The 24,816-nt window shown below is 74.0% G+C and carries 23 protein-coding genes; 12 read left to right on the forward strand and 11 right to left on the reverse strand.

What is annotated here, in order from left to right:
* Positions 1-80: 80 nt before the first annotated feature.
* The 3 genes from treY to ACQP04_RS14075 form a co-directional block, all read right to left on the reverse strand.
* Positions 81-2,435 (reverse strand): malto-oligosyltrehalose synthase, encoded by a 2,355-nt coding sequence (gene treY / locus ACQP04_RS14065; RefSeq protein ID WP_433507480.1) that lies wholly within the window; start codon positions 2,433-2,435, stop codon positions 81-83.
* Positions 2,435-4,585: a glycogen debranching protein GlgX gene (gene glgX, locus ACQP04_RS14070; protein WP_433507481.1), complete on the reverse strand. Its 2,151-nt coding sequence runs from the start codon at positions 4,583-4,585 to the stop codon at positions 2,435-2,437. Before glgX ends, treY begins: the two co-directional genes overlap by 1 nt.
* Positions 4,586-4,674: 89 nt before the next feature.
* On the reverse strand, positions 4,675-5,142 hold the full coding sequence (locus ACQP04_RS14075; protein WP_433507482.1) for a PPOX class F420-dependent oxidoreductase: 468 nt from the start codon (positions 5,140-5,142) through the stop codon (positions 4,675-4,677).
* A 70-nt stretch (positions 5,143-5,212) separates the two neighbouring features.
* Here ACQP04_RS14075 and ACQP04_RS14080 point away from each other — a divergent pair, with 70 nt between their 5' ends.
* The 5 genes from ACQP04_RS14080 to ACQP04_RS14100 all read left to right on the forward strand — a co-directional run bounded on the left by ACQP04_RS14080 (position 5,213) and on the right by ACQP04_RS14100 (position 10,142).
* Positions 5,213-5,650, forward strand: coding sequence for an HIT family protein (locus ACQP04_RS14080; protein ID WP_433507483.1), 438 nt, complete (start codon positions 5,213-5,215; stop codon positions 5,648-5,650).
* A 2-nt stretch (positions 5,651-5,652) separates the two neighbouring features.
* A complete protein-coding gene (locus ACQP04_RS14085) occupies positions 5,653-6,273 on the forward strand; it encodes a histidine phosphatase family protein (protein WP_433507484.1) in 621 nt (206 codons plus the stop codon).
* A 69-nt stretch (positions 6,274-6,342) separates the two neighbouring features.
* Positions 6,343-8,316 (forward strand): 1-deoxy-D-xylulose-5-phosphate synthase, encoded by a 1,974-nt coding sequence (dxs, locus tag ACQP04_RS14090; RefSeq protein WP_433508363.1) that lies wholly within the window; start codon positions 6,343-6,345, stop codon positions 8,314-8,316.
* Positions 8,316-8,981: a response regulator transcription factor gene (locus ACQP04_RS14095; protein ID WP_037041403.1), complete on the forward strand. Its 666-nt coding sequence runs from the start codon at positions 8,316-8,318 to the stop codon at positions 8,979-8,981. Before dxs ends, ACQP04_RS14095 begins: the two co-directional genes overlap by 1 nt.
* Before the next feature lie 24 nt (positions 8,982-9,005).
* On the forward strand, positions 9,006-10,142 hold the full coding sequence (locus tag ACQP04_RS14100; RefSeq protein ID WP_433507485.1) for a sensor histidine kinase: 1,137 nt from the start codon (positions 9,006-9,008) through the stop codon (positions 10,140-10,142).
* A gap of 33 nt (positions 10,143-10,175) precedes the next feature.
* Here the strand turns inward: ACQP04_RS14100 and ACQP04_RS14105 are convergent, their stop codons facing one another.
* Complete coding sequence (locus tag ACQP04_RS14105; RefSeq protein WP_433507486.1) at positions 10,176-11,156, reverse strand: glycosyltransferase family 2 protein; 981 nt, start codon at positions 11,154-11,156, stop codon at positions 10,176-10,178.
* Between the two features lie 115 nt (positions 11,157-11,271).
* Here ACQP04_RS14105 and ACQP04_RS14110 point away from each other — a divergent pair, with 115 nt between their 5' ends.
* A complete protein-coding gene (locus tag ACQP04_RS14110; RefSeq protein WP_433507487.1) occupies positions 11,272-12,207 on the forward strand; it encodes an ATP-grasp fold amidoligase family protein in 936 nt (311 codons plus the stop codon).
* A 1-nt stretch (position 12,208) separates the two neighbouring features.
* Here the strand turns inward: ACQP04_RS14110 and ACQP04_RS14115 are convergent, their stop codons facing one another.
* Both ACQP04_RS14115 and ACQP04_RS14120 read right to left on the reverse strand, forming a co-directional pair.
* The gene (locus ACQP04_RS14115) at positions 12,209-13,555 is read right to left on the reverse strand and encodes a lipopolysaccharide biosynthesis protein (protein ID WP_433507488.1); all 1,347 of its coding nucleotides are present in this window, start codon (positions 13,553-13,555) and stop codon (positions 12,209-12,211) included.
* Positions 13,552-14,925: a UDP-glucose dehydrogenase family protein gene (locus ACQP04_RS14120; protein ID WP_433507489.1), complete on the reverse strand. Its 1,374-nt coding sequence runs from the start codon at positions 14,923-14,925 to the stop codon at positions 13,552-13,554. Before ACQP04_RS14120 ends, ACQP04_RS14115 begins: the two co-directional genes overlap by 4 nt.
* A 240-nt stretch (positions 14,926-15,165) precedes the next feature.
* Between ACQP04_RS14120 and ACQP04_RS14125 the strand changes: the two genes are divergently transcribed.
* On the forward strand, positions 15,166-16,392 hold the full coding sequence (locus ACQP04_RS14125; protein ID WP_433507490.1) for an FAD-dependent monooxygenase: 1,227 nt from the start codon (positions 15,166-15,168) through the stop codon (positions 16,390-16,392).
* A 19-nt stretch (positions 16,393-16,411) separates the two neighbouring features.
* On the opposite strand, the gene ACQP04_RS14130 is transcribed toward ACQP04_RS14125, so the two are convergent.
* The 3 genes from ACQP04_RS14130 to ACQP04_RS14140 form a co-directional block, all read right to left on the reverse strand.
* Positions 16,412-17,659: an HRDC domain-containing protein gene (locus ACQP04_RS14130; protein WP_433507491.1), complete on the reverse strand. Its 1,248-nt coding sequence runs from the start codon at positions 17,657-17,659 to the stop codon at positions 16,412-16,414.
* 91 nt (positions 17,660-17,750) lie between these two features.
* Positions 17,751-18,404: a response regulator gene (locus tag ACQP04_RS14135; protein ID WP_156067259.1), complete on the reverse strand. Its 654-nt coding sequence runs from the start codon at positions 18,402-18,404 to the stop codon at positions 17,751-17,753.
* A 306-nt stretch (positions 18,405-18,710) separates the two neighbouring features.
* Positions 18,711-19,304, reverse strand: coding sequence for a DUF3000 domain-containing protein (locus ACQP04_RS14140; protein ID WP_433507492.1), 594 nt, complete (start codon positions 19,302-19,304; stop codon positions 18,711-18,713).
* Positions 19,305-19,409: 105 nt separating this feature from the next.
* Here ACQP04_RS14140 and hemE point away from each other — a divergent pair, with 105 nt between their 5' ends.
* The 3 genes from hemE to hemQ are packed head-to-tail and all read left to right on the forward strand — an operon-like array spanning position 19,410 to position 22,623.
* The gene (gene hemE / locus ACQP04_RS14145; RefSeq protein ID WP_433507493.1) at positions 19,410-20,462 is read left to right on the forward strand and encodes a uroporphyrinogen decarboxylase; all 1,053 of its coding nucleotides are present in this window, start codon (positions 19,410-19,412) and stop codon (positions 20,460-20,462) included.
* On the forward strand, positions 20,462-21,955 hold the full coding sequence (gene hemG, locus ACQP04_RS14150) for a protoporphyrinogen oxidase (RefSeq protein WP_433507494.1): 1,494 nt from the start codon (positions 20,462-20,464) through the stop codon (positions 21,953-21,955). Before hemE ends, hemG begins: the two co-directional genes overlap by 1 nt.
* Positions 21,928-22,623 carry a hydrogen peroxide-dependent heme synthase gene (gene hemQ / locus ACQP04_RS14155; protein WP_433507495.1) on the forward strand — a complete coding sequence of 232 codons (696 nt, stop codon included), beginning with the start codon at positions 21,928-21,930 and terminating at the stop codon, positions 22,621-22,623. The genes hemG and hemQ overlap by 28 nt, the downstream gene beginning before the upstream one ends.
* A gap of 73 nt (positions 22,624-22,696) precedes the next feature.
* Here the strand turns inward: hemQ and msrB are convergent, their stop codons facing one another.
* Both msrB and ACQP04_RS14165 read right to left on the reverse strand, forming a co-directional pair.
* Positions 22,697-23,158: a peptide-methionine (R)-S-oxide reductase MsrB gene (gene msrB, locus ACQP04_RS14160; RefSeq protein ID WP_433507496.1), complete on the reverse strand. Its 462-nt coding sequence runs from the start codon at positions 23,156-23,158 to the stop codon at positions 22,697-22,699.
* 72 nt (positions 23,159-23,230) lie between these two features.
* Positions 23,231-23,539, reverse strand: coding sequence for a hypothetical protein (locus ACQP04_RS14165; protein WP_433507497.1), 309 nt, complete (start codon positions 23,537-23,539; stop codon positions 23,231-23,233).
* Between the two features lie 63 nt (positions 23,540-23,602).
* Between ACQP04_RS14165 and ACQP04_RS14170 the strand changes: the two genes are divergently transcribed.
* Both ACQP04_RS14170 and ligD read left to right on the forward strand, forming a co-directional pair.
* Entirely contained in the window at positions 23,603-23,737 is a 135-nt protein-coding gene (locus tag ACQP04_RS14170) for a hypothetical protein (RefSeq protein WP_433507498.1), read from the forward strand.
* 10 nt (positions 23,738-23,747) lie between these two features.
* Positions 23,748-24,767, forward strand: coding sequence for a non-homologous end-joining DNA ligase (ligD, locus tag ACQP04_RS14175; RefSeq protein WP_433507499.1), 1,020 nt, complete (start codon positions 23,748-23,750; stop codon positions 24,765-24,767).
* Positions 24,768-24,816: the final 49 nt, after the last annotated feature.

The following is a 24,816-nucleotide window of genomic DNA, read 5'->3' on the forward strand; positions in this document are numbered from 1 at the left end:
GCCGCGAGACGCACGGCCCGACCGGCCCCGGTGCGGGCCGGCCGGGCGGTGTGAGGACCGGCGGTGTGAGGACGGGCTCGTCAGGCCGGGCGGACGAGCAGCGCGACGGGGTAGCGGGACAGCAGCGTCGCCAGCCGCGGCGCACTGCCGTCGACCGGGGTGTCGGTGATCATGTCGTGCCAGTCCGCGGCGCCGTCGGGCAGCGGGAGCACGGTGTCGCCCCAGCCGCCCTTCGCCTCGAGCCCGACCGGCAGCCGGGTGGCGACGGCGACGAGTCTGGGGCTGCGCGTGAACGCCACCACGTGCTCGGCCGCGTGCCCCTGCGCCGGCACGGCGCGGTAGCCGTGGAAGAGCTCGGGCCGGTACCGCCGCAGCCGCGCCGCCGAGGCCGTGACCAGCAGCTTCGCCGCGCCCTCGGTGGTGGTGTCGTCGACGCCGGGCAGCCAGCCCTCGTCGAGGCGGGCGAGCAGCCGCTGCCGGGCCGCGAAGTCGACCGGGCGCCGGTTGTCCGGGTCGACCAGGGAGTACTCGAACAGCTCCGTGCCCTGGTAGACGTCCGGCACGCCGGGCCCGGCGAGCTGCAGGATCTTCTGCCCCAGCGAGTTCGACCAGCCGGGCGCGGAGATCCGCTCGACGAACGCGGTGATCTCGGTGACCAGCTCGCCGTCGCCCAGGACCTGCTCGGGCCACGCGGCGATCGCCTCGTCCACCTCGGGCACGGCCTCGACGTGGCTGGTGGCGAGCTTGGCCTCCTTCGACGCCTTGCCGAGGTAGGCGGCCAGGCGGTCCGCCGGGATCGGCCAGGCGCCGACCACGCTCTGCCAGGCCAGCAGCTCGAGCGAGCGCTCCGGCAGCGGGTGCCGGGCGGACCAGCGGCGCACCCGCTCGACCCACTCGCCGGGGATCTCGGCGAGCACGGCCAGCCGCGCCCGGACGTCCTCGGAACGCTTGGTGTCGTGCGTCGACAGCGTGGTCATGGTCCGCGGCCACCCGGACTCGCGGGCCGACAGCGCCGCGTGGAACGCGGCGGGGGAGAGGCCGAACCGGCCGGGGTCGCCGCCGACCTCGTTGAGGGCGACGAGCCGGTTGTACCGGTAGAACGCGGTGTCCTCGACGCCCTTGGCCATGACCATGCCGGAGGTCTGCTGCACGCGGGTGGCGAGCAGGCCCTCCGGGTCGGCGAGCATCGCCGCGTGGATGGCCTCGAGGATCGGGGCGAGGTCCGGCCGGTGCGCCCGCGCCACCGCGACCGCGGTGTCGAGCGCCTCGCGGCCCTCGGGCAGGTAGCTGCGGTAGACCGGGAAGCCGCAGAGGAACTCGGCCACGGCCTCGCGGACGCGGTCCGCGGCCGGGCCCGGCTCCTCCTCGGTCGACGGCGCGGCCTCCGGCACCGGGACGAGCGCCGCGATCCGCCGCACCTCGGCGGCGAGGATCGTGTCGGCCACCTCGCGCCGGCCCTGGTGCTCGGCCGCGTGCGAGGAGACCTTGACGCCGGTGTGCTCGGCCGTGAACTGGGTGAGCAGACCCGCGCCGGAAGGGTCGACGAACACGCCCTGGACGTCCGCGAGCGCCTCGTAGCCCGACGTCCCGTCGACCGGCCAGGAGACCGGCAGCTCCTCGCCGAGGTGCAGGATCTTCTCCACCAGCAGCCAGCGCTCCGGCCCGATCGCCTCGCGCAGCATGCGCGCGTAGCCGCCGGGGTCGGAGAGCCCGTCCGGGTGGTCGACGCGGAGCCCGATGATCGTGGGCTCCTCCTCCAGCCAGCGCAGGATCTCGCGGTGCGTGTCGGCGAAGACCTCGGGCAGCTCGACGCGCACCGCGGCCAGCGTGGACACGTCGAAGAACCGCCGGTAGGTCAGCTCCGCCGCGCCGCGCTTCCACGACACGAGCCGGTAGTGCTGCCGCTCGTGGACCTCGGCGGCCGACCCGTGCTCCGTGCCGGGCGCCAGGGGGAAGGCGTGCTCGTAGTAGCGCAGCTCGCCGTCCTGCACCGAGAGCTCGGACAGGGCGTTGGCCTCGTCCGCGTCGAGGATCGGCAGCAGCAGCGGACCGGCGGACCAGTCGATGTCGAAGTGCCCGGCCCACCGCGAGCCCTGGCCGTGCTTCAGGACGTCCCACCACCAGGGGTTGGCCTTCGGCACCTCGACGCCGACGTGGTTGGGCACCACGTCGAGCAGCATCGTCAGCTTCGCCTCGCGCAGCCGGGCCAGCAGGGCGTGCAGCCCTTCCGGCCCGCCGCGCTCGGCGGAGATCCGGGTCGGGTCGACGACGTCGTACCCGTGGTTGGAGCCGGCGCCGGACTCGAGCAGCGGCGACGCGTACAGCGTGCCGATTCCGAGCCGCTCCAGGTACTCGACCAGGCCCTGCGCGTCGGCGAAGGTCTGGTCCTTCGAGAACTGCAGCCGGTACGTGGAGGAGGGGATGGGGCGCGCCATCACACGGTCCGCTGGAAGACGAGGAGGGAGCGCGCGGGCACGGTGTGCGTGGCGCCGGCCCGGGTCATCGGCGGCTCGGCCGCGACCACGCCGGGGGCGGTCGAGAGCGTGACCACCTCGCCCGCCGCCGTGTCGACGACGATGGCCCACTCCTTGCCGTACTCCGCCGTCGGCAGGGTCACGTCGATGTCCTCCCAGTGGGCGTTGAACGCCAGCAGGAACGAGTCGTCCGTGACGCGCTCGCCGCGCGGGTCCAGGTCGGAGATGCCCTCGCCGTTGAGGAAGGCGATCACGCACCTGCCGAAGCCGGAGTCCCAGTCGCCCTCGGTCATCTCGGTGCCGTCCGGGGTGAACCAGGCGATGTCGGCCAGGGAGTCCCGGCGGCGCGGCGCGATCGGCCTGCCCTGGAAGAAGCGGCGGCGGCGGAACACCGGGTGCGCGTGCCGCAGCGCCGCGACGCCCGCGGTGAACCCGACGAGCCCGGCGTTCTTGCCGGCCAGCGACCAGTCCACCCAGGCGATGTCGTTGTCCTGGCAGTAGACGTTGTTGTTGCCGCCCTGGGTGCGGCCGAGCTCGTCGCCGTGCAGCAGCATCGGCACGCCCTGGCTCAGCATCAGCGTGGTGATGAAGTTGCGCTGCTGGCGGGCGCGCAGCTCCAGCACGGCCTCGTCGTCCGTGGGGCCCTCGACGCCGCAGTTCCAGGAGCGGTTGTGGCTCTCGCCGTCGTTGCCGCCCTCGCCGTTGGCGTCGTTGTGCTTGTCGTTGTAGGACACCAGGTCGGCGAGGGTGAACCCGTCGTGCGCGGTGGCGAAGTTGATCGACGCGTACGGCCGCCGCCCGTCCTCCTGGTAGAGGTCGCTCGAACCGGTCAGGCGCGAGGCGAACTCGCCCAGGGTGCCCGGCTCGCCGCGCCAGAAGTCCCGCACGGTGTCGCGGTACTTGCCGTTCCACTCCGTCCACAGCGGCGGGAAGTTGCCGACCTGGTACCCGCCGGGACCGACGTCCCACGGCTCGGCGATCAGCTTGACCTGCGAGATCACCGGGTCCTGCTGCACGAGGTCGAAGAACACGCTCAGCCGGTCGACGTCGTAGAACTCGCGGGCGAGGGTGGAGGCGAGGTCGAAGCGGAAGCCGTCGACGTGCATCTCCGTGACCCAGTAGCGCAGCGAGTCCATGATCAGCTGCAGGGTGTGGGGGTTGCGCACGTTGAGCGAGTTACCCGTGCCCGTGTAGTCCATGTAGTAGCGCGGGTCGTCCTCGACCAGCCGGTAGTAGGCGTGGTTGTCGATACCGCGCAGGGACAGCGTCGGGCCCATGTCCGAGCCCTCGGCGGTGTGGTTGTAGACGACGTCGAGGATGACCTCGATGCCCGCCTCGTGCAGGTCCCGCACCATCGCCTTGAACTCGTGCACCTGCGAGCCGGGGCGGGAGCCGCGCATCGTGTACGCGTGGTGCGGGGCGAGGAAGGCCAGGGTGTTGTAGCCCCAGTAGTTGGAGAGGCCCTTCTCCTGCAGGTGGTGGTCGTTGAGGAACTCGTGCACCGGCATGAGCTCCACGGCCGTGACCCCGAGCCGCTGCAGGTGCTCGATCATCACCGGGTGCGCCAGGCCGGCGTAGGTGCCGCGCAGCTCCTCGGGGATGTCCGGGTGCGCGATCGTGAGCCCGCGGACGTGCGCCTCGTAGATGACGGTCTCGTGGTAGGGGATCTTCGGCGGGCGGTCCGAGCCCCAGTCGAAGTACGGGTTGACCACCACGGACTTGGGCACGAACGGCGCCGAGTCCCGGTCGTTGCGCGACAGCGGGTCGCCGAAGTTGTAGCCGAAGACGGCCTCGTCCCACTTCACCGGCCCGTCGAGCGCCTTCGCGTACGGGTCGATCAGCAGCTTCCTCGGGTTGCACCGCAGGCCCTGCGCCGGGTCGTACGGCCCGTGCACCCGGTAGCCGTACCGCTGCCCGGGCTCGACGGTCGGCAGGTAGGCGTGCCAGACGAAGCCGTCGACCTCGGTGAGCCCGACCTTCGTCTCCTTGCCCCGCGGGCTGAACAGGCAGAGCTCGACCTTCTCGGCGGCCTCGGAGAACAAGGCGAAGTTCGTCCCGGCCCCGTCGTAGCTCGCACCCAGCGGGTACGGGTTGCCCGGCCACGGACGCATGCGATCCCTACTTCCCGGCGGGTGCCCGCCGACCGTCTCGGTTGTCGTTCGGTGGTGGAGGAACCCGGCAACGCTACCGGGGGCGTGAATCAGGAGTCGGCGAGCCGCGCGGGGAAGCCGCCCGTCGCGACGGGACTCCACCGGGTGGGTGTGACGCGGATCAACGCCTTGCCCTGGTCCCGCATCGCCTGCCGGTACTCGTCCCAGTCCGGGTGCTCGCCGGAGATGGCGCGGAAGTAGTCGACCAGCGGCTCGACGGCCTCCGGCAGCGTGATCAGCTCGGCGTCCCCGTCGACCTGGACCCACGGGCCGTTGAACTCGTCCGACAGCACGACCACGGAGGCGGTGCCGGTGCGGGCGACGTTGCGCGCCTTGGCCCGCTCCGGGTAGGTCGACACCACGATCCGGCCCTCCGTGTCGACCCCCGCGGTGACCGGGGAGCCCTGGACCCCACCGTCCGACCGGGTGGTCAGCAGGACGACCTTGTGCCGCGGGCGGAGGAACTCCAGGAGCTCCTCGCGCTCGACGGGCGTGTTCGTGGCGATCGTGCGGGGCATGGCGGGAACTCTAGGAGAGCGGACCGGCGACCGCCCCCGGTACGGCCGCGGGCCGGTAGGGTCCGCCGTGATGAGCACCGTGTTCACGAAGATCATCGACGGCGAGCTGCCCGGCCGGTTCGTCTGGTCGGACGAGCGCTGCGCCGGGTTCCTGTCGATCAACCCGCTCGGCCCGGGCCACACGCTGGTCGTGCCGCGCGAGGAGGTCGACCACTGGGTCGACGCCGACCCGGACCTGGTCGCGCACCTCACCGGCGTCTCGCACACGATCGCCAAGGCGGTCGCGGCGATCTGGCAGCCCCCGCGCGTCGGCTTCCTGGTGGCCGGGTTCGAGGTCCCGCACCTGCACCTGCACGTGTTCCCGGCGTGGAACATGGCGGCGTTCGACTTCGCCAACGCCGCGAGGTCGGTCGACGACGCCGAGCAGGACGGGATCGCCGAGCGGCTGCGCACCACCCTGCGCGAGGCCGGCCACGGCGACCACGTGGCCACCTCCGGAAAGCTCTAGGCGTGCGGCTGGTCCTGGTCCGGCACGGGCTGCCGGACCGGGTCGACGGTGCGCCCCAGGCGCCGGTCCGGGCCGATCCCGCGCTCACCGAGCTGGGCCTGCGGCAGGCCGAGCGGGTGGTCGGCGCGCTGGCCGGCGAGCCGGTCGACGCCGTCTACGCGAGCACCATGACCCGGGCGCGGCAGACCGCCGAGCCGCTCGCCCGGGCCCGCGGCCTCACCGTCCGCACCGTGCACGACCTGCGCGAGTACGACGCCGACGAGCAGCAGTACCTGCCGGTGCACCTGCTGGCCCGGGAGAACCCCGAGGAGTGGCGGCGGATGGTCGAGGGCCACCTGCCCGAGCACGTCGACGTCCCGGCCTTCCGGGCGCGCGTCGTCGCCGCGCTCGAAGAGGTCATCGCGGCGCACCCGGGCCGGGGGACCGCGGTGGTCTTCGCGCACGCCGGCGTGATCAACGTCTATCTGGGGCACCTGCTCGGCATCGAGCGGCCGCTGCCCTTCCCGCTCGACTACACCGGCCTGACCAGGGTCGTCGCCCGGCGGGACGGGGTCCGCAAGCCGTGGACGGTCAACGAGCTCGCCCACGTCGCCGACCTGCTGGAGCCGGCTGCCCGCACGTGACCGTCGCGTCACGCCCGGTGTCCGGCGGGCCCCGTGCTGGCCACCGCTCGTAGAGTGGCGGACGTGAGCGTGCAGCCATCCTACGTTCTGTCGTCGATCCGGGGCCCGGCCGACCTCAAGCGGCTCGGCCCCGACGCGCTGGCCGGGCTGGCGTCGGAGATCAGGGACTTCCTGGTCAGCGCGGTGTCCCGGACCGGCGGGCACCTCGGCCCCAACCTCGGCGTGATCGAGCTGACGATCGCCGTGCACCGGGTGTTCGACTCCCCGCGGGACACCCTGATCTGGGACACCGGGCACCAGGCCTACGTCCACAAGCTGCTCACCGGCCGCCAGGAGGGCTGGGACCGGCTGAAGAAGACGGGCGGGCTGTCCGGCTACCCGAGCCGGACCGAGAGCGTGCACGATCACGTGGAGTCCAGCCACGCGTCGTCGTCGCTGTCCTGGGCGGACGGGCTCGCCCGCGCCTACTCGCTCACCGGCCAGCAGCGGCACGTCGTGGCCGTGATCGGCGACGGCGCGCTGACCGGCGGCATGGCCTGGGAGGCGCTCAACAACATCGCGGCGGCCAAGGACCGCAACGTCGTGGTCGTCGTCAACGACAACGGCCGCTCCTACGCGCCCACGATCGGCGGCCTCGCCGACCGGCTCGCCACCCTCCGGCTGCAGCCGGGCTACGAGAAGCTGCTCGAGGCCGGCAAGCACACGCTGCGCGGCACCCCGGTCGTCGGCCCCGCGGTCTACGCCGGGCTGCACGCGCTCAAGGCCGGCCTCAAGGACGCGATCAGTCCGCAGGAGCTGTTCGCCGACCTCGGCCTCAAGTACTTCGGCCCGGTCGACGGGCACGACGTGGCCGCCATGGAGTCCGCGCTGCGCCGCGCCCGGCACTTCGGCGGCCCGGTCGTGGTGCACGCGGTGACCCGCAAGGGCAACGGCTACGCCCCGGCCGAGAACGACGAGGCCGAGCAGATGCACAGCCCGTCGGCCTTCGACCCGGAGACGGGCCTGCCGACCGGCCCGAAGACCACCGGCTGGACCAGCGTGTTCGCCGACGAGCTGGTCCGGCTCGGCGCCGAGCGCCCGGATCTCGTCGCGATCACCGCGGCAATGCTGGGCCCGACCGGGCTGGCGAAGTTCCAGCAGGAGTTCCCGGAGCGCTGCGTCGACGTCGGGATCGCCGAGCAGCACGCGCTCACCTCGGCGGCCGGCCTCGCCCGCGGCGGGATGCACCCGGTGGTCGCGGTCTACTCGACCTTCCTCAACCGCGCCTTCGACCAGCTGATGATGGACGTGGCGCTGCACCGCGAGGCCGTCACGCTGGTGCTCGACCGGGCCGGCGTCACCGGCAACGACGGGCCCTCGCACAACGGCATGTGGGACCTGTCGATCCTCGGCGTGGTGCCGGGCATCCGGGTCGCCGCCCCGCGGGACGCGGCCACGCTGCGGGAGGAGCTGGGCGAGGCCGTCGCCGTGGCCGACGGGCCCACCGCCCTGCGGTTCCCGAAGGGGCCGGTCATCGAGTCGGTCCCGGCGGTGCGCCGGGCCGGCACCGTCGACGTGCTGCGCGAGGACCGGGTCAACGGGACCGCGCCGTCCGTGCTGATGGTGTGCGTGGGCGCGTTCGGTGAGCTGGGTGTGGAGGCCGCCGAGCGGCTCGCCCGTCAGGGCGTGTCCGTCACCGTCGTCGACCCGCGGTGGGTGCTGCCGGTGCCGCCGGAGCTGGTCGAGATGGCGCGGGCGCACCAGCTCGTCGTCACGGTGGCCGACGCCGGCCGGCACGGCGGGTTCGGGTCGGCCCTGGCCGACGCGCTGCGCACCGCCGAGGTCGACGTCCCGCAGCGGGACGTGGCCCTGCCGCAGGAGTTCCTCGAGCACGGCGCGCGGTCGGACGTGCTGGCCGCCGTGGGGCTCACCGCGCAGGACGTCGCCCGCCGGGTCACCGAGTGGGCCGTGAAGGTGCCGGGCTGCCTGCCCGCCGGGCCGGTGGTGGAGTCCGCCGGCGCCGTGCCGGAGCCCGGCGAGGTGTCGGGCGAGCAGGCGGGCTGATGCGCGTCCTGGTCGTCGAGGACGAGGCCCCACTGGCCGAGGCGGTCGCGCGCGGCCTGCGCCGGGAGGGCATGGCGGTCGACGTCGCGCTCGACGGCGACACCGGGCACGAGAAGTCCTCGATCACCCGCTACGACGTCGTCGTGCTGGACCGGGACCTGCCCGGCATGCCCGGCGACGACCTGTGCGCGGCCATCGTGGGCGGGGGCGGCACCACCCGCGTCCTCATGCTCACCGCCAGCGGCACCCTGGAGGACAAGGTCGACGGCCTGTCCCGCGGCGCGGACGACTACCTCGCCAAGCCCTTCGACTTCCCCGAGCTGGTCGCCCGGGTGCGGGCCCTGGGCCGGCGGTCCGCCCCCGCGGTCCCGCCGGTGCTGGTGGCCGGGGACGTCGCCCTCGACCCCGCGCGGCGCACCGTCACCCGCGCGGCGTCGCCGGTCGAGCTGACCCGCAAGGAGTTCGGCGTCCTCGAGGTGCTGATGGGCGCCGGCGGCGCGGTCGTGTCCAGCGAGGAGCTGCTCGAGCGGGTGTGGGACGAGAACGCCGACCCCTTCACCACCACGGTCCGGGTCACGGTCATGACGCTGCGCAAGAAGCTCGGTGAGCCCGGCGTGATCGAGACCGTGGTCGGCGCCGGGTACCGGGTGCCCTCCGCCGGCTGACCGGGCGGCCGGGAGGAGGGCGCCGTGCGCACGCGGCTCACGCTGCGGTGGCAGCTGACGCTCCTCGGCACCGCCCTGGTCGCGCTGGTCAGCGCCCTGCTGCTGTGGCTGGGCTGGCTGCTCGTCGGCGGGGTGGCCGCGTCCGTGCCCTCCCTGCCGCCCGGCACCCCGGTCCGCGTGGGATCCGTCGAGGTCCCGGCCGAGCAGGTCACCGCCGCCGTGCGGGACGCGGCGCGCGCCGACGTGCTGCACGCCGGGCTGATCGCCTTCCCGCTGGTCGTCCTGGCCGCGGGGCTCACGTCGTGGGTGCTGGTCGGGCGGGTGCTCGCCCCGCTCCACGAGGTCACGGCCACCGCCCGCCGGCTGTCGGCCGAGAACCTCGACGCCCGGCTGGGGCTGCGCGAGGCCCGCGGCGAGCTGGCCGAGCTCGCCACCACGTTCGACGCGATGCTCGACCGGCTGCAGGGCGCCTTCGAGGTGCAGCGCCGGTTCGTCGCCAACGCCAGCCACGAGCTGCGCACCCCGCTCTCCGTGCTGCGCACCGAGGTCGACGTGACCCTGGCCGACCCGGACGCCGACGTCGCCGAGCTGCGGCGGATGGGCGAGGTGGTCCGGGACGCCACCCGCCGGGCGGACGACCTCGTGTCCGGCCTGCTGCTGCTCGCACGCACGGAGGCGCTGGGCGGGATCGCGGAGCCGGCGCGGCGGCCGGTGGACCTGCGCGACGCCGGGGCGCACGCCGTGCGGGTCACCGCGACCGAGGCGGCCCGCCGCGGCCTGCACGTGCGGACGACGGGCGGGCCGGCACCGGTCTCGGGCGATCCCGCGCTCCTCGAGCGGGTGGCGGGCAACCTCGTGGAGAACGCCGTGCGGCACAACGTCGACGGCGGCTGGGTGGAGGTGTGCACCGGGCCGCTCGACGGCGGCGCGGAGCTGCGGGTCTCCTCCAGCGGGCCGGAGATCGACCCGGCGCGGGTGGGGGAGCTGTTCGAACCCTTCCGGCGCGGGCCGGTGCCCCGGACCGGCGGGACTGCCGGCTCCGGGCTGGGGCTGTCGATCGTGCGGGCCGTGGTGGCGGCGCACGGCGGTGCGGTGCGGGCCGAGCCGGTGCCGGGCGGCGGCCTGACCGTGGTGGTCCGGCTGCCGACCGGGCTCGGCTGAGCGCACGGCCTGGTCGCCCGCTCGGCCACCCGCTCAGCCGACGGACTGGATGACCTTCGAGATCCCGCCGTAGATGCCGGCGCGGGCGCCGTCGCGCGCCGCGCGCATCTTGATCCGGCCGGCCGGGCCGGCGCCGTGCCAGCCCAGCAGCGACTGGCCCCAGCGGCTGCGGGCGAGCCGGGTGGGGCCTGCGGTGAGGGCCTGCCGGGCCCAGCGCTCGGCGATCTCGTCGTGCCCGTCCCGGTAGGCGAACACCGCGGGCTGGACGAAGGCCAGGCCCGGGTGCAGCCGGGTCATCATCGGCGCGTACTCGGTGAGCATCTTGTCGAGCGCCTCGTACCGCGCGGTGCGGTTCGAGCTGATGCTGCCGGTGCGCATGAGCCGCATGTCGACCAGGTAGCGGCGGATGCCGTAGAAGAGCGGGGTCGACGACCAGGCGCCGATCCGCAGCCACATCTCCAGGTCGACGGCGCTGGCGATGCTGGTGTCGAACACGCCGACCTCGTCGAAGCAGCTGCGGCGCACGAGCAGCGAGCTGCCGTTGTGCGTCGGGTTGTTCTCGGCGAGGAACCGGTCCATGTCGCACGGGCCGGCCGGCTGCCAGCGCGGGCCGACGACGCGGCCACTCTCCAGCATCACGCGCGTGTGGCAGAAGGTCGCGCCGATCGGGCCCGGCGCGGTGTGCATGGTGTGCAGCTGGCGGCGGAGGAACTCCGGGTGCCAGCGGTCGTCGCCGTCGAGGAAGGCCACGAACGGCGCCGTGGTCTCGGCGATGCCGAGGTTGCGGGCCGCGCCGGAGCCCGCGTTGGTGGTGGAGACGAGCCGGATCCGGGCGTCGAGGGCCGCCCGCCCGCGAACGACGTCCGCCGTGTCGTCCGTGGAGCCGTCGTCGACGACGACGTATTCGAAGCGGCCCTCGCTCTGCCGCCTCACCGAGTCGATGGCCTCCCCGATCCACCGCCCGACGTTGTACGCCGGCGTGATCACCGAGACCACCGCTGCATTCTTCGGCACGAATCGGACCCTATCAATGGTGCTGTGCGGGTGCTCCCGCGACCCCATTCACTCTTTCGGGACGTGTGCAGGAGAGTGATTACGGGTAGCCCGTCACGCTTTGTGTTTCCCGGACGTGACGGCGGGACGTCCACGGCGCTCCGCTATCGTCTGGCAGATGACGTTCGATGCGCGGGTTCTCCTCGCCCGCCGGCTGCGTTTCCTTCCCGACCGGCCCTTCGCCATCGCCAAGCACGCCCTCTTCCAGGGCGAGCTGACCACGCTCCGCAACCCCGTGACCTGGTCCCAGCTGCTCGCCGCGAAGAACCTGCGCGAGCAGGACCCGGTGGTCCACCAGACGTCGGACAAATACGCGGTCCGCGAGTACGTCGCGGAGAAGGTAGGCGAGGATTACCTCATTCCGCTGTACCAGGTCGTCGACAATGCGGCGGATCTCGACTTCGACGCGATCCCCGGCCCGTGCGTGATCAAGGGGACGCACGGCTGTGACATGACCGTGCTGGTCCCGGACCTGGCCGCGGCCGACCGCGCCGCCATCCGCGAGACGGTCCGGCGCTGGCTCGGCACGGACTTCTACAAGGCGGCCTGGCGCGAGACGCCCTACCGCGGACTCAAGCCTCGCGCGGTCGTCGAACAGTTCATCGGCACCCCCACGGGAGACGCTCCGACGGACTACAAGTTCTTCATGTTCGGGGGTGTGCCGGGCATGGTCGTGGTCGACCAGGACCGGTTCACCGGGCACACCTCGACCATGCTGACGCCGGAGTGGCGGCAATACGACATCAGTGGCCGCTTCGCTTTCGCCGAGAAGCCCCCCGTGCAGCCGGCGAACTACGCGGAGATGCTCGACGTCGCGAAGGCACTGAGTGCCGAATTCGCATTCGCCCGGATCGATCTCTACAACGTCGACGGCAAGATCTATTTCGGCGAGATCACCCACAACCCGGGCGGCGGGCTGGTGCGCCTGCAGCCGCGGGAATTCGACCGCGCGCTCGGGGACATGTGGCGCCACGGCACCCCGGTCCCCGAGCGGTTCGTCGCGAAGAACTGAGTCAGGACCGGGTCGGTTCCGGCAGGCTGCGCGGGTCCCGCTGCCCGCGCAGCCACCGGACCACCACCGGTCCGACGGCGAGGGCGAGCACGATCTCGATCACGAGCGTCACCCAGCCCACGGAGTCCAGCCCGAGCGGGCCGTGCAGCACGGCCACGCCGCCGATCAGCAGCACCGACTGCACGAGCTGGATCCAGGCGAGCGGGGCCGTCCGGTTCTCCAGGCGCGTCATGGTCATGTACAGCGACACGACCACGCGCGGGAACACCGAGATCATCAGCAGCTGCAGCAGGAACGTGGCGTTCTCCCGGTACTGCGTGCCGTAGAGCTGCAACAGCCAGGGCGCCACCAGGGCGATCACCAGCGACGCGGGCAGCACGGTGAGCGCGATGCGGCGCAGCACCGCGCGGGCGTAGCGATGGGCGTGCGCGGGGTCCCGGGCCGCCTCGGCGACCAGCGACGACGTGATGCCCATCGTCAGCAGGTTCATCGCCGTGAACACCGTCTGCGCCGGGAGGAAGTACGCGCCCTCCTCGGGCCCCATCAGCCCCACGATGAGGACCGGCAGGAAGGTCGACGACATCTGGTTGAAGACCTGGCCGGCGTAGTCGCCCGCCATGTACCGGGCGAGCGTCCGGCGGTCCACCGGCTCCTGGTCGGCCCGGGTGGCGGCCACGTGCCGGGGCAGCAGCCTCCGGAAGAGCAGCAGCGTCACCGGGACGATCAGCGCGACCACCGGCAGCGTCCACGAGGTGAACACGCCGTCGCTCACCGCGGTCTGCGCCACGGCGACCAGCAGGATCAGCTTGACGATCCCGTAGATCCCGTTCTCCAGCGGGATCCACAGGGACTCGCGCAGGCCGGTCAGCGCCGCGTCCTGCAGGTTGAACAGCGACCAGATCACGACCGAGGCGACGAACCACAGCCCGAAGGGCCAGGACATGTGGAGCGGGTCGCCCTCGTCGCGGAACACGTGGCAGTACACCGCCACCCCGCTCGCGCCGAGGATCCCCAGCCCGGACGAGACGAAGTAGGACCGCAGGATCAGTCGCCCCGACGCGGTGCCCGCCCTGGGCAGGAACCGGATGAGCGCCTGGCCGAAGTTCAGCTGGGTCAGCACCGACACCAGCAGCATCAGCGAGGTCAGCGCGTTGCCGCGGCCCACCTCGACGTCCGGGTAGGTGCGGGCCGCGACGACCCAGTAGAGCAGCCCGAAGACGGAGTTGACCGCCGTGTTGAGCATCAGGGCGTAGGTGTTGCGGTACAGCGGGACGGCGAGCTCCCGGCGGATCCCGTGGATCCGGCCGCGGAGCCCCGTCGGGGCCGGTTCGGTGGCCGGACGGCTCACCGGGGGCCCAGGCGGGCGTTCGGGTTCTCCCGCGCCTGCCGGCCGATGCCCGACCAGGCGAAGCCCGCCCGGCGCACGACGGCCGGGTCGAGCAGGTTGCGGGTGTCGACGACGGTGCGCGCGGCGACCGTCCCGGCCAGCCGGGTCCAGTCCAGCGAGCGGAACTCGGGCCACTCGGTCAGCACGACGATCGCCTCGGCGCCCGCCGCGGCCTCGTACGGGTCGTCGACGAGGGTGAGCGTGCGCGGGTCGAGCGTGCCGGCCGCGGCGGAGCCCACCGGGACGCCCGGGTCGTAGGCCACGAGCTCGGCACCGGCCTGGCGCAGCAGCGCGGCCACGCCGAGGGCGGGGGAGTCCCGCAGGTCGTCCGTGCCGGCCTTGAAGGTCAGCCCGAACAGCGCCAGCCGGGTCTTGGTCAGCGGCCCGCCGCGGCGCCCGGTGACGGCCACCCGGACCTTGTCGACCATGCGCTGGAACTGGCGGGTGTTGGTGTCGATGCTCGCCCGGAGCAGCCGGAACTCGAAGTCGGCCGAGTCGGCGACCTGGAGCAGGGCATGGGTGTCCTTGGGCAGGCAGGAACCGCCCCAGCCCGGGCCGGGGGACAGGAAGGCCTGGCCGATCCGGCGGTCGTAGCCCATGCCCTCGGTCACGTCGGCGACGTCCGCGTCGACCCGCTCGCACAGCTCCGCCAGCGCGTTGACGTAGGACAGCTTCATGGCGAGGAAGCAGTTCGCCGCGTACTTGATCATCTCGGCGCTGGCCGCGTCCGTGAGGACGGTGGGCGCACCGAGGCGGGCGTACAGGGCCGCGACGCGCTCGGCGGCGTCCTGCGACGAGTTCGAGCCCACGACGATCCGGTCGGGGTGCAGGAAGTCGTGCACCGCCGAGCCCTCGCGCAGGAACTCGGGGTTGCTGGCGACCTCGACGTCGTCCCGGGCGAGGAGCTCGCTGGTCCGGTCCGCCGTGCCCACCGGCACCGTCGACTTGTTGACGACCACGCAGCCCGGCGGCATGGCCTCGCGGACCTCCTCGACGACGGCCTCGACCGCCGCCAGGTCCGCCACGCCGCCGACGCCCATCGGGGTCGGCACGCAGAGGAACATCACCTCGACCGGGCGGCCCTCGGACTCCAGCTCCTTGAGCGCCTCGGCCGCGCCGACGACGAACGAGAGCCGGCCCGCGGCCAGGCCCTCGGCGACGAGCTCCGCCAGCCCGGGCTCGCGGATCGCGATCTCCCCGCGGGACAGCGCGGCCACCTTCGTCTCGTCGATGTCGGCGCACACCACGCGGTGGCCGAGCGAGGCGAGGCAGGCTCCGGTGGTCAGACCGACATAGCCGGTCCCGACCACGGCGACCGTTCGTGCGAACAAGCTGAGTCCCCCTGATGTGTGTCCGACCGCGACACTGCGTCCAACGACCGGAGGGCCGCGTGCGACACGATCGACCGTAGACCAGCCCGTCCGTCGCGGAACGCACAGGTCCGGCCGTCTCGGGCGGGTCACGGAGGTCCCGCGCATCGTCCGAACGAGTGCCTTGCTACGTTCGCGCCCCGGACGCCCGGCGTTAACCCGCGACGTGTTGGACTCCGGTGGACGAGGGGGAGGCACGAGATGAAGGTGCTCTGCGTCGGCGGCGGTCCCGCCGGCCTGTACTCGGCGATCCTGGCCAAGCTGGCCGATCCGTCGGCCGAGGTCGAGGTGCTGGAGCGCAACGCGCCCGGCGCCACCCACGGGTGGGGGATCACGTTCGGCGAGGACCTCCTCGACGACCTGTACCGGCACGACGCCGAGAGCGGCCGCGCCATCCGGGACGCGGCGATCCTGTGGGGCGACCAGGTCGTCCGGATCGGCGGGCGGCCGCCCGTGCACATCGGCGGCAAGTACGGCTTCTCGATGGGCCGCGCCGCGCTGCTGGAGATCCTCGCCGCGCGGGCCGCGGAGCTCGGCGTCACGATCCGCTGGGAGACCGAGCTGCCCGAGGACCGGGTGGCCGACCTCGGCTCCGAGGCCCACCTGGTGATCGCCGCCGACGGCGCGGGCAGCCGGGTCCGCGGGGCGCACGACTTCGGCACCGCGGTGACCACCGGCCGCAACCGGTACATCTGGCTCGGCACCTCGCGGTACCTCGAGCGGTTCACCTTCGCCTTCGAGCGCACGGACGCGGGCTGGCTGTGGTTCTACGCCTACCCGTCGACCGGCGGGACCAGCACCTGCATCGTCGAGTGCGGCCCGGAGACGTGGACCGGGCTCGGCCTGGACGCCGCCGACGTCGACGAGGGCGTCGCGCGCGTCGCCGAGATCTTCGCCGAGCCGCTCGGCGGCGAGCCGATGATGCGCCCGCCGGGTCGCGTGGGCAGCTCCGGCACCGCCGCGCCGTGGCTGACCTTCCGGCACCTGCGCAACGCCACCTGGCGGCGCGACAACGTGGTGCTGATGGGCGACGCCGCGCACACCACGCACTTCGGCATCGGCTCGGGCACCGTGCTGGCCGTGCAGGACGCCGTCCGGCTCGCCGAGTCCCTGAAGCTCTTCGCCGACGACCTGCCGGGCGCGATCGCGGGCTACGACGCGCTGCGCCGCGCCGAGGTCGGCCGGGTGCAGGAACAGGCCCTGCGCAACATGCACTGGTTCGAGGAGGTCGACCGGTACCTGGACACCCAGGACCCGGTCCGCTTCGCCTACACCCTCCTCGACCGCCGCGGCGACCACCCCGAGGCCTGGCGCTACCAGCTGCACAAGGCCACCCAGGTCGACGGCCTGCGCAAGGTGCGCAAGGGCGTCACCACGGTCCGCCGCACCGTCCGCGCGGTGAAGCGCGGGGAGCGCGTGGGGCTCTGAAGCGGGCCTCGACAGCCTCTCAGGGCTCCTGACGGGGCGACAGAGCCTTCTCGAGCACCGGGGCGGTGAGCGCGATCTGCCAGTTCCGCGCGCCGCCCCGCTCGAGGAAGGCGGGCACGTCGCCGTCGGTGGGCGGGGTCCAGCAGAGCCGGCGGAGCAGGTCCGGCTGCAGCAGGTTCTCCACCGGCACCGACCAGCGCTCCGACAGCTCGGACAGGCCCGTGCGGGCGGCGGAGAGCCGGGCCGCGGCGGCCGGGTCGCGGTCTGCCCAGCGGGACACCGGGGGCGGACCGTCGGTGGCCGCGGCGGGACGGGGCAGCTCGGCGTCGGGCAGGGTCTGCGCGGACCGCAGGGCCCCGAACCAGTACGACTCGAGCCTGCGCTGCGCGCGCCCGCGGAACACCGGCAGCTGCGAGAGCGCCTTCGGGGAGGTGGGGGAGGCGACGGCGGCCTCCACGATCGCCGAGTCCGGCAGCACCCGGCCGGGCGCCACGTCCCGCTCGGCCGCCAGCCGGTCCCGGGCCTCCCACAGCGCCCGGACTGCGGCGAGCGCCCGCGGCTTGCGCACCTTGTGGATCCCGGAGGTGCGCCGCCACGGGTCGGCGCGCGGCGGCGGCGGCCCGGCCGTGCGGACCGCCTCGAACTCCTCGAGCGCCCACTCGAGCTTGCCGTGCTCCTCGAGCAGGGCGGCCAGGGCGTCCCGCAGCTCGACGAGCACCTCGACGTCGAGCGCGGCGTAGACGAGCCAGTCCTCGGGGAGCGGGCGGCGGGACCAGTCCGCGGCCCCGTGGCCCTTCTCCAGCGTGAGCCCGAGCATCCGCTCGGTGAGCGGGCCCAGCCCGACGCGGGGCAGGCCCGCCAGCCGGCCCGCGAGCTCGGTGTCGAACAGCCGCGCGGGGTGCAGCCCCGCCTCGGCGAGGCAGGGCAGGTCCTGCGAGGCGGCGTGGAGCACCCACTCGGGGCCGTCCAGGGCCGGCGCGAGGCCGGTCAGGTCGCCGCCGAGCGGGACGGGGTCGACGAGGGCGGTGCCGGAGCCCGCCCGCCGCAGCTGCACCAGGTACGCGCGCTGCGAGTACCGGAAACCGGACGCCCGCTCGGCGTCGACGGCGATCGGGCCGCTGCCGGCGGCCAGGGCGGCCGCCGTGTCGGCCAGCGCCGCCGCGTCCCGCACGACCTCGGGGAGCCCGTCGGCGGGGCGCAGCAGGGGGACGGGGGCGTTGCCCTCGGCATCACCGTCCGAGGCGGCCCCCGACGTGCCCCCGGGCACGGCGGAGGGGCCGGCCGCCGCGTGCCGCGGCGCCGGCCCGCCCCCCGAGCCGTGCGAAGTCAATGGTCGACTCCGCGAGCGTCGTCTCCGGTCAGCGGATGACCCCGGCTCTCATTGCCAGCGCGACCATCTGGGCCCGGTCCCCAGTGCCGAGCTTGCGCCCGATCCGCGAGAGGTGGCTCTTGACGGTCAGCGCGGACAGGCTCAGCGCCTCGCCGATCTCCTTGTTCGACTGCCCGTCCGCCACGAGCTGGAGCACCTCGACCTCGCGGGCCGACAGCTCCCGCGGGGTGTTGTCGGTGCCCGGCACCCGGGTGCCCGTCGCCAGCAGCGGCGCGACCGTCGGGTCGGCGTAGACCCCGCCGTCGAGCACCCGCTTGACACCGTCGGTGACGACGGCGGGCGAGGCGGACTTCAGCAGGTACGCCTGCGCCCCGGCCTGGAAGGCCGAACGGACGGCGTACGGGTCGTCCGAGGAGGCCAGCACCACCAGCCGGTTCCACCCGAGCTGGCGCAGCTCGGTGACGAGGTCGAGGCCGCTGCCGTCCGGCAGGCCGAGGTCGAGGATCGCGAGGTCGCACGGCCCGTTGGCCTGCGCCCGCGCACGTGCCTCGGCGACCGAGGCCGCCTCGTGCACCGTGCCGGCGCCCATGGACCGCAGGCGGGCCGCGATGGCCTCCCGCAGCAGCGGGTGGTCGTCGACCACCAGCACGGTGAACTGCTCTTCCCGCGGATGGGGAACCATCGCGGGCTGGAGCACGGCACCAGGAGTGCCGCGCAAGGGTGTGCCCTGGCCTACTACGGCCACGTCACTACCTCCCTGGAGTCGGTCGTTGCCCCCCGACCAACACCGGGACCCCGGTGGGACGGAGAGTTGCGCCCGACCGCCCGAGGAGGTGTCGTGGAGGAACTGTAGCCCCCCAAGCGGTCTAACGTCGTGTATCCGATCGAACTTCTCCGGGTGAAAGTTACAGCCTTGTCGACGGTGATGCGCCCAGTCGGGTGATCAACGCTCCGTACCCGCGCCGTGACCAGCACCTTCGCTCCCCACTCACACACTTCGCCGCGCAAGCGTCCGAACTCCCACCGGCGGAAGTCCCGCGGCGGTGGCCACCAGTGTGCAGAACGCCTCCGCGTGTGCCGCAAGGTCCCCATCGGGTTCGAGTGGGGTCCAGGAGGCGCGGAGCTCCACGTCGTCGTCCCGCTTGGGTCCTGCGATGTCGCCGAAGCGCACCGAGGAGGTCTGTGTCACGGTCCCGCCGAGCGCGGTGTGCCGGCCGCCGAGGTCGGCCAGCGCCTCGGTCAGCCACGACCAGGCGACGACGGGGAGCATCTCGTCGCCCAGCTGCTCGCGCTCGAGCCGCGCCTGCACGAAGCAGACGAGCCGGAACTCGCCCTCCCAGGCCGCCTGCCCGGCGGGGTCGTGCAGCAGGATCAGCCGCCCGGACGTGTCGGGCTCGTCCAGGTCGTCCGTGCCGTCGCCGCGGTGGACGATGTCGGCCTCGACGCTCGTCGCCCAGCTGTAGGGGGCCAGCCGCGGCGGCGCCTCGAGGGAGCGGACCACCAGCTCGGGCCGGGGCCGGACGGCCGCGAGGGTGTCCACCGCGCGGCGGAACAGCGGTGGTGGGGCGGCGGGATCGGGCACGGGGCGGGACTGTAGGTCGGCGGCGGGACCGGCGGAAACAGGCGCGCCGCTCTCCGATCGGGTCGATCTGCGCCGCGCGCGGCGGACGTGGGACGATGGGGCGTGATGAACCCGCTCACCACCGTGCCCACCCGGCGGTCGCTGCCCGAGTCCGCGTTCCTCGCCGCGGCGCGCGGCGAGCGCCCGGAGCGGCTGCCGGTCTGGTTCATGCGCCAGGCCGGGCGCTCGCTGCCGGAGTACCGGGCGCTGCGGGCGGACACGGGCATGCTGCAGGCCTGCCTGACCCCGGACCTCACCTGCGAGATCACGATGCAGCCGGTCCGCCGCCACGGCGTGGACGCGGCGATCCTGTTCTCCGACATCGTCGTCCCGCTCTACGCGGCCGGGATCGCGGTCGACATCGTGCCCGGCACCGGGCCCGTCGTCGCGTCGCCGGTGCGCACGGCCGCGGACGTCGCGGGGCTGCCCACGCTGCACCCCGGCCAGGTCGAGCCGGTCACGGACGCGGTGGGGCTGCTCCTGCGCGAGCTGGGGGAGACGCCGCTGATCGGCTTCGCCGGCGCCCCGTTCACCCTGGCCTCGTACCTCGTGGAGGGCGGGCCGAGCCGCAACCACGAGCGCACCAAGGCGCTGATGCACGCCGCGCCGGAGGTGTGGCACGCGCTGATGGCGCACCTCGCCGAGATCACCGCGACCTTCCTGGAGGCGCAGATCGCCGCCGGCGTCGACGCCGTGCAGCTGTTCGACTCCTGGGCGGGCGCGCTGTCCGAGCGGGACTACCGGCGCTACGTGCTGCCGCACTCGGCGGCCGTGCTGTCCCGGGTCGCCGGGGCCGGGATACCCCGCTTCCACTTCGGCGTCGGCACGGCCGAGCTGCTGGGCGCGATGACCGAGGCGGGCGCGGACGTCATCGGCGTCGACTGGCGCACCCCGCTCGACGTCGCCGCCCGCCGGGCGGGCGGCCGGGTGCCGGTGCAGGGCAACCTCGACCCCGCGGTGCTGTTCGCGGACTTCGCCTCCGTCGCGGAGGAGGTCCGGCGGATCGCCGCCGAGGGCGCCCGCGCGCCCGGGCACGTGTTCAACCTGGGCCACGGGGTGCTCCCGGGCACCGACCCGGACATGATCACCCGGACCGTCGAGCTGGTGCACTCGCTCTAGTGGCCCCCACGGTCGCCCCGTCGGTCGCGGTCGTCGGGGCCGGGGTCTCGGGCCTCGCCGCGGCCCACCGGCTGCGCGTCCTGCTCGGTCCGGGGGCCCGGATCGTCGTGGTCGAGCGGTCGGACCGGGTCGGCGGCGTGCTGCGGACCGTCGACCTCGCGGGGCGCCCGTTCGACGTCGGCGCCGAGGCGTTCCTCGCCCGCCGCCCGGAGGTCCCGGCGCTGCTGGCCGAGCTCGGGCTCGCCGGCGAGGCGGTGCACCCCACCGGGGCCCGCCCCACCATCCGCGCGGGCGGCCGCACGGTCGGCATGCCGGGCGGCACCCTCATGGGCGTCCCGACGGCCGGGGCGCAGCTGGCCGGCGTGCTCTCGGAGGCCGGGCTGGCCGCCGCGGCCGCGGAGCCGCAGCGGCCGCTGCACTGGGAGCCCGGCCAGGACGCCGCCCTGGGCGCCCTGCTGCGGGAGCGGTTCGGCCCCGAGGTCCCCGCGAGGCTCACCGACCCGCTGCTCGGCGGTGTCTACGCCGGCCGGGTCGACGCGTTGGGCCTGCGCGCCACCGTGCCCGCCCTCGCCGCCGCGCTCGACGCCGGAGCCCCGTCGCTCACCGAGGCCGCGACCCGGGCGGCCCCGCCCGCGCCGCCGGCCGACCGGGAGTCGGGCGGGCCGCGGGTGTCCGGGCAGGCGGGTGGGCCCGTGTTCGGCGCCGTCCGCGGGGGCTACGGCGTGCTGCTCGACGCCCTGGCCGCGGCCTCGGGCGCCGAGCTGCGGCTGGGCACCACCGTCCGGGAGCTGGAACGCCGCGGGCCGGGCTGGCGACTCGTGCTGGGCCCCACGACCGCCCCCGAGGCCCTCGACGTCGACGCGGTGGTCCTCGCCGTCCCGGCCCCGGCCGTGCGGAGGCTCCTCGCAGGGCCCGTCCCGGACGCGGCGGCCGCGGTCGAGGGGATCGAGCTCGCGTCGTCCGTCGTGATCGCCCTCGCGTTCCGCGGGATCACGGGACCGGAGACGTCGGGGGTCCTGGTCGCGGCGGACGAGCCGCTGGCGATCAAGGCCGCCACGCACTCGTCGGCCAAGTGGGCGCACGTCTCGCCCGACGGCCTGGTCCGGCTCCGGGTCTCCCTCGGGCGCTTCGGCGAGGCCGCCACCCTCCAGGTCGACGACGCGGAGCTGGTCGCGCGCGCCCGCGCCGACCTGGCGACGCTGCACGGGATCACCGCCGACCCGGTCGCGGTGCACGTCCAGCGCTGGGGTGGCGGGCTGCCGCAGTACGCGCCCGGCCACCTGGACCGGGTCGCCGCGCTCGAGGCCGCCGTGGCCCGCGCCCGGGGCCTGGAGGTCGTCGGCGCGGCCCTGCACGGAGTCGGCGTGCCGGCGTGTGTCGGGACCGCCCGGGCGGCCGCGGAACGGCTGGCCGGAGTGGTGGGGACCTCGAACGGGAGCCCCGGCCCGCGTGGCAGCATGGAGGCATGGCCCGCCTCGACTACGCCGAGCTGAACGCGACGATCCGCTACACCATGTGGTCGGTCTTCCGGGTGGAACCCGGGAAGCTGGGCGAGGAGCGCTCCGGCGCGGCCACCCAGGCCACCGAGTTCGTGGAGGCCCTGGAGGGCAAGGGCGTCGTGGTCCGCGGGGTCTACGACCTCGCGGGCGTGCGGGCGGACGCGGACTACATGATCTGGTGGCACGCGGAGAACCTCGAGGCGCTGCAGGCCGCGTACGCCGACCTCCGCCGCGAGACCTCCCTCGGCCGCGCGTCGGTCCCGGTCTGGAGCCAGGTCGCGCTGCACCGCCCGGCCGAGTTCAACAAGAGCCACATCCCGGCCTTCCTCGCCGGCGAGGACCCCAAGAAGTACGTCTGCGTGTACCCCTTCGTCCGCAGCTACGAGTGGTACCTGCTGCCGGACGACGAGCGCCGCACGATGCTCGCCGACCACGGCAAGGAGGCGCGCGACTACCCGGACGTGCGGGCCAACACCGTGCCCGCCTTCGCCCTCGGCGACTACGAGTGGATCCTCGCCTTCGAGGCGGACGAGCTGCACCGGATCGTCGACCTCATGCGCCACCTGCGCGGTACCGAGGCCCGCCGGCACGTCCGCGAGGAGATCCCCTTCTACACCGGCCCGCGGGTGCAGGTCGGCGACCTGGTCGCGACCCTGCCCTGAGGACACCCGGACACGGGGAAGGCCCCGCACCTCGAGGGTGCGGGGCCTTCCGTGTCCGCGGGTCCGCCGACGCCTACTCGGCGGGCTCCAGCGTCATCGAGATCGAGTTGATGCAGTAGCGGAGGTCCGTGGGCGTGGGGTAGCCCTCGCCCTCGAACACGTGGCCCAGGTGGCTGTGGCAGGCCGCGCACAGCACCTCGACCCGGCGCATCCCGAGCGAGGTGTCCGCCCGCTCGATCACGGCCGCGTCCTCCGGCTTGTAGAAGGACGGCCAGCCGCAGTGCGACTCGAACTTGGTCTCGCTGCGGAACAGCTCGGCGCCGCAGGCGCGGCACCTGTACACGCCGATCGTCTTCGTGTCGGTGTACTCACCCACGAAGGGCCGCTCGGTGCCCGCCTGCCGCAGGACCTGGTATTCGGCGGGGCTGAGCTGGGCCCGCCACTCCTCGTCGGACTTCACGACGGTCGGAGCCGGCTCCTGCGCCCTCTTCTCCGCCGTCTCCCGCGACCCGGACTCCTTGCTGAACAGACCCATGTCGTCACGCTAACCCTTCCCGGCACGGGGTGCCGTCGGGTGCAACGCGCGGCGGGGCCGGGATGTTTCGGGCTACGACCAGGTGCCGAGCACGAAGACCAGCGCGTTGCCGACCACCCACACCACACCGACGAGCAGCAGCACCACGACGAGCACCGCCGCCCAGTACCGGCCGCCCTGGGCCCGGTTCGCCGACTCGGCGAAGTCCTTCACGCCGTCCAGGTACCCCTCGACGGTGAACGACGGCCGGTCGCGCTGCATCCGGTCCAGGTGCTGGGCGAACGCGCGCGCCTCGGGGTCCTCCGGGTCCAGCCCGACCAGCTCGTCGTCGAACCGGCGCGCCCAGTGGGGCTCCCGGTGGCGCGGCTCCGGAGGGGTCATGGTCCGAGGGTAGCGCCGGGAATCCGCTCGTCGTGCGGATCTCCCCGTGGCAGGGTCCGTTCCATGACCACCGCGCTGCGGGGGACGACGGTCGCGGGCCTCGACGTCCGGGCCCACGGCGCGGGCCGGTCGCCTCTCGCCACCGCTCCGGCGCTGGTCGCGGCCGCGATCCGGGATTTCGTCGGCCGGCACCGGTAGGTTGCGCGACATGGCGTCGAAGGCGGTCGAGCTGGTGCCGGTCCCGGGTCCGGAGGGCACCCGCGAGGTGCGTCTGACCAGCCCGGACAAGGTGATCTTCCCGGCGCTCGGGATCACCAAGCGCGAGGTGATGGAGTACTACGTCGCCGTCTCCGAGCCGATGATCGCGGTCCTGCGGGACCGGCCGACCAACCTCAAGCGGTATCCGGACGGCGTGGAGGGCGAGCCGTTCTTCGCCAAGCGGCTGCCGAAGGGGGCGCCGGAGTGGGTGCGCACCGCGCGCGTCACCTTCCCCAGCGGGCGCACCGCGGACACGTTCGCGCCGTCGGAGCCCGCCGCGATCGCGTGGGCCGCCAACATGGGCACCCTCGACTTCCACCCGTGGCCGGTGCGGGCCCCGGACACCGACCATCCGGACGAGCTGCGCATCGACCTCGACCCGCAGCCGGGCACGACCTTCGCCGATGCGGTGGCCGTGGCCGCCGTGGTGCGGGAGGTGCTCGCCGAGGCCGGCCTCACGGGGTGGCCCAAGACGTCGGGCGGCAGGGGCATCCACGTGGCGGCGCCCATCCGTCCCGAGTGGGACTTCATCCAGGTGCGCCGCGCGGTCATCTCGATCGCCCGCCGCGTCGCCGACCGGATCCCGGACAAGGCGACGGTGGCCTGGTGGAAGGAGGAGCGGGGCGAGCGGGTGTTCCTCGACTTCAACCAGGCGGCGCGGGACCGGACGATCGCGTCGGCCTGGTCGGTGCGCGGGCTGCCGGGGGCCACGGTCTCCATGCCCCTCACGTGGGAGTCCCTGCCGGACGTCGCGCCCGAGGACTTCACCCTGCGCACCGTGCCGGGGCTGCTCGCCGAGCACGGTGACCCCCACGCGGACATGCACCGCGAGCAGGGCGGCTGCGAGCAGGCCCTCGAGTGGTACGAGCAGGACGGGCTGGGGGAGATGCCGTACCCGCCCGAGTACCCGAAGATGCCGGACGAGCCGATGCGGGTGCAGCCGTCCCGGGCCAGGCATCAGAACGGCTGAGACGGTGGCAACGCGAACCGTTCGGCTGTACGGATCAGCTTGGGTTGTG

This window comes from Pseudonocardia halophobica, from assembly GCF_050948485.1.
In the GTDB taxonomy this organism is placed as follows: domain Bacteria; phylum Actinomycetota; class Actinomycetes; order Mycobacteriales; family Pseudonocardiaceae; genus Pseudonocardia; species Pseudonocardia halophobica.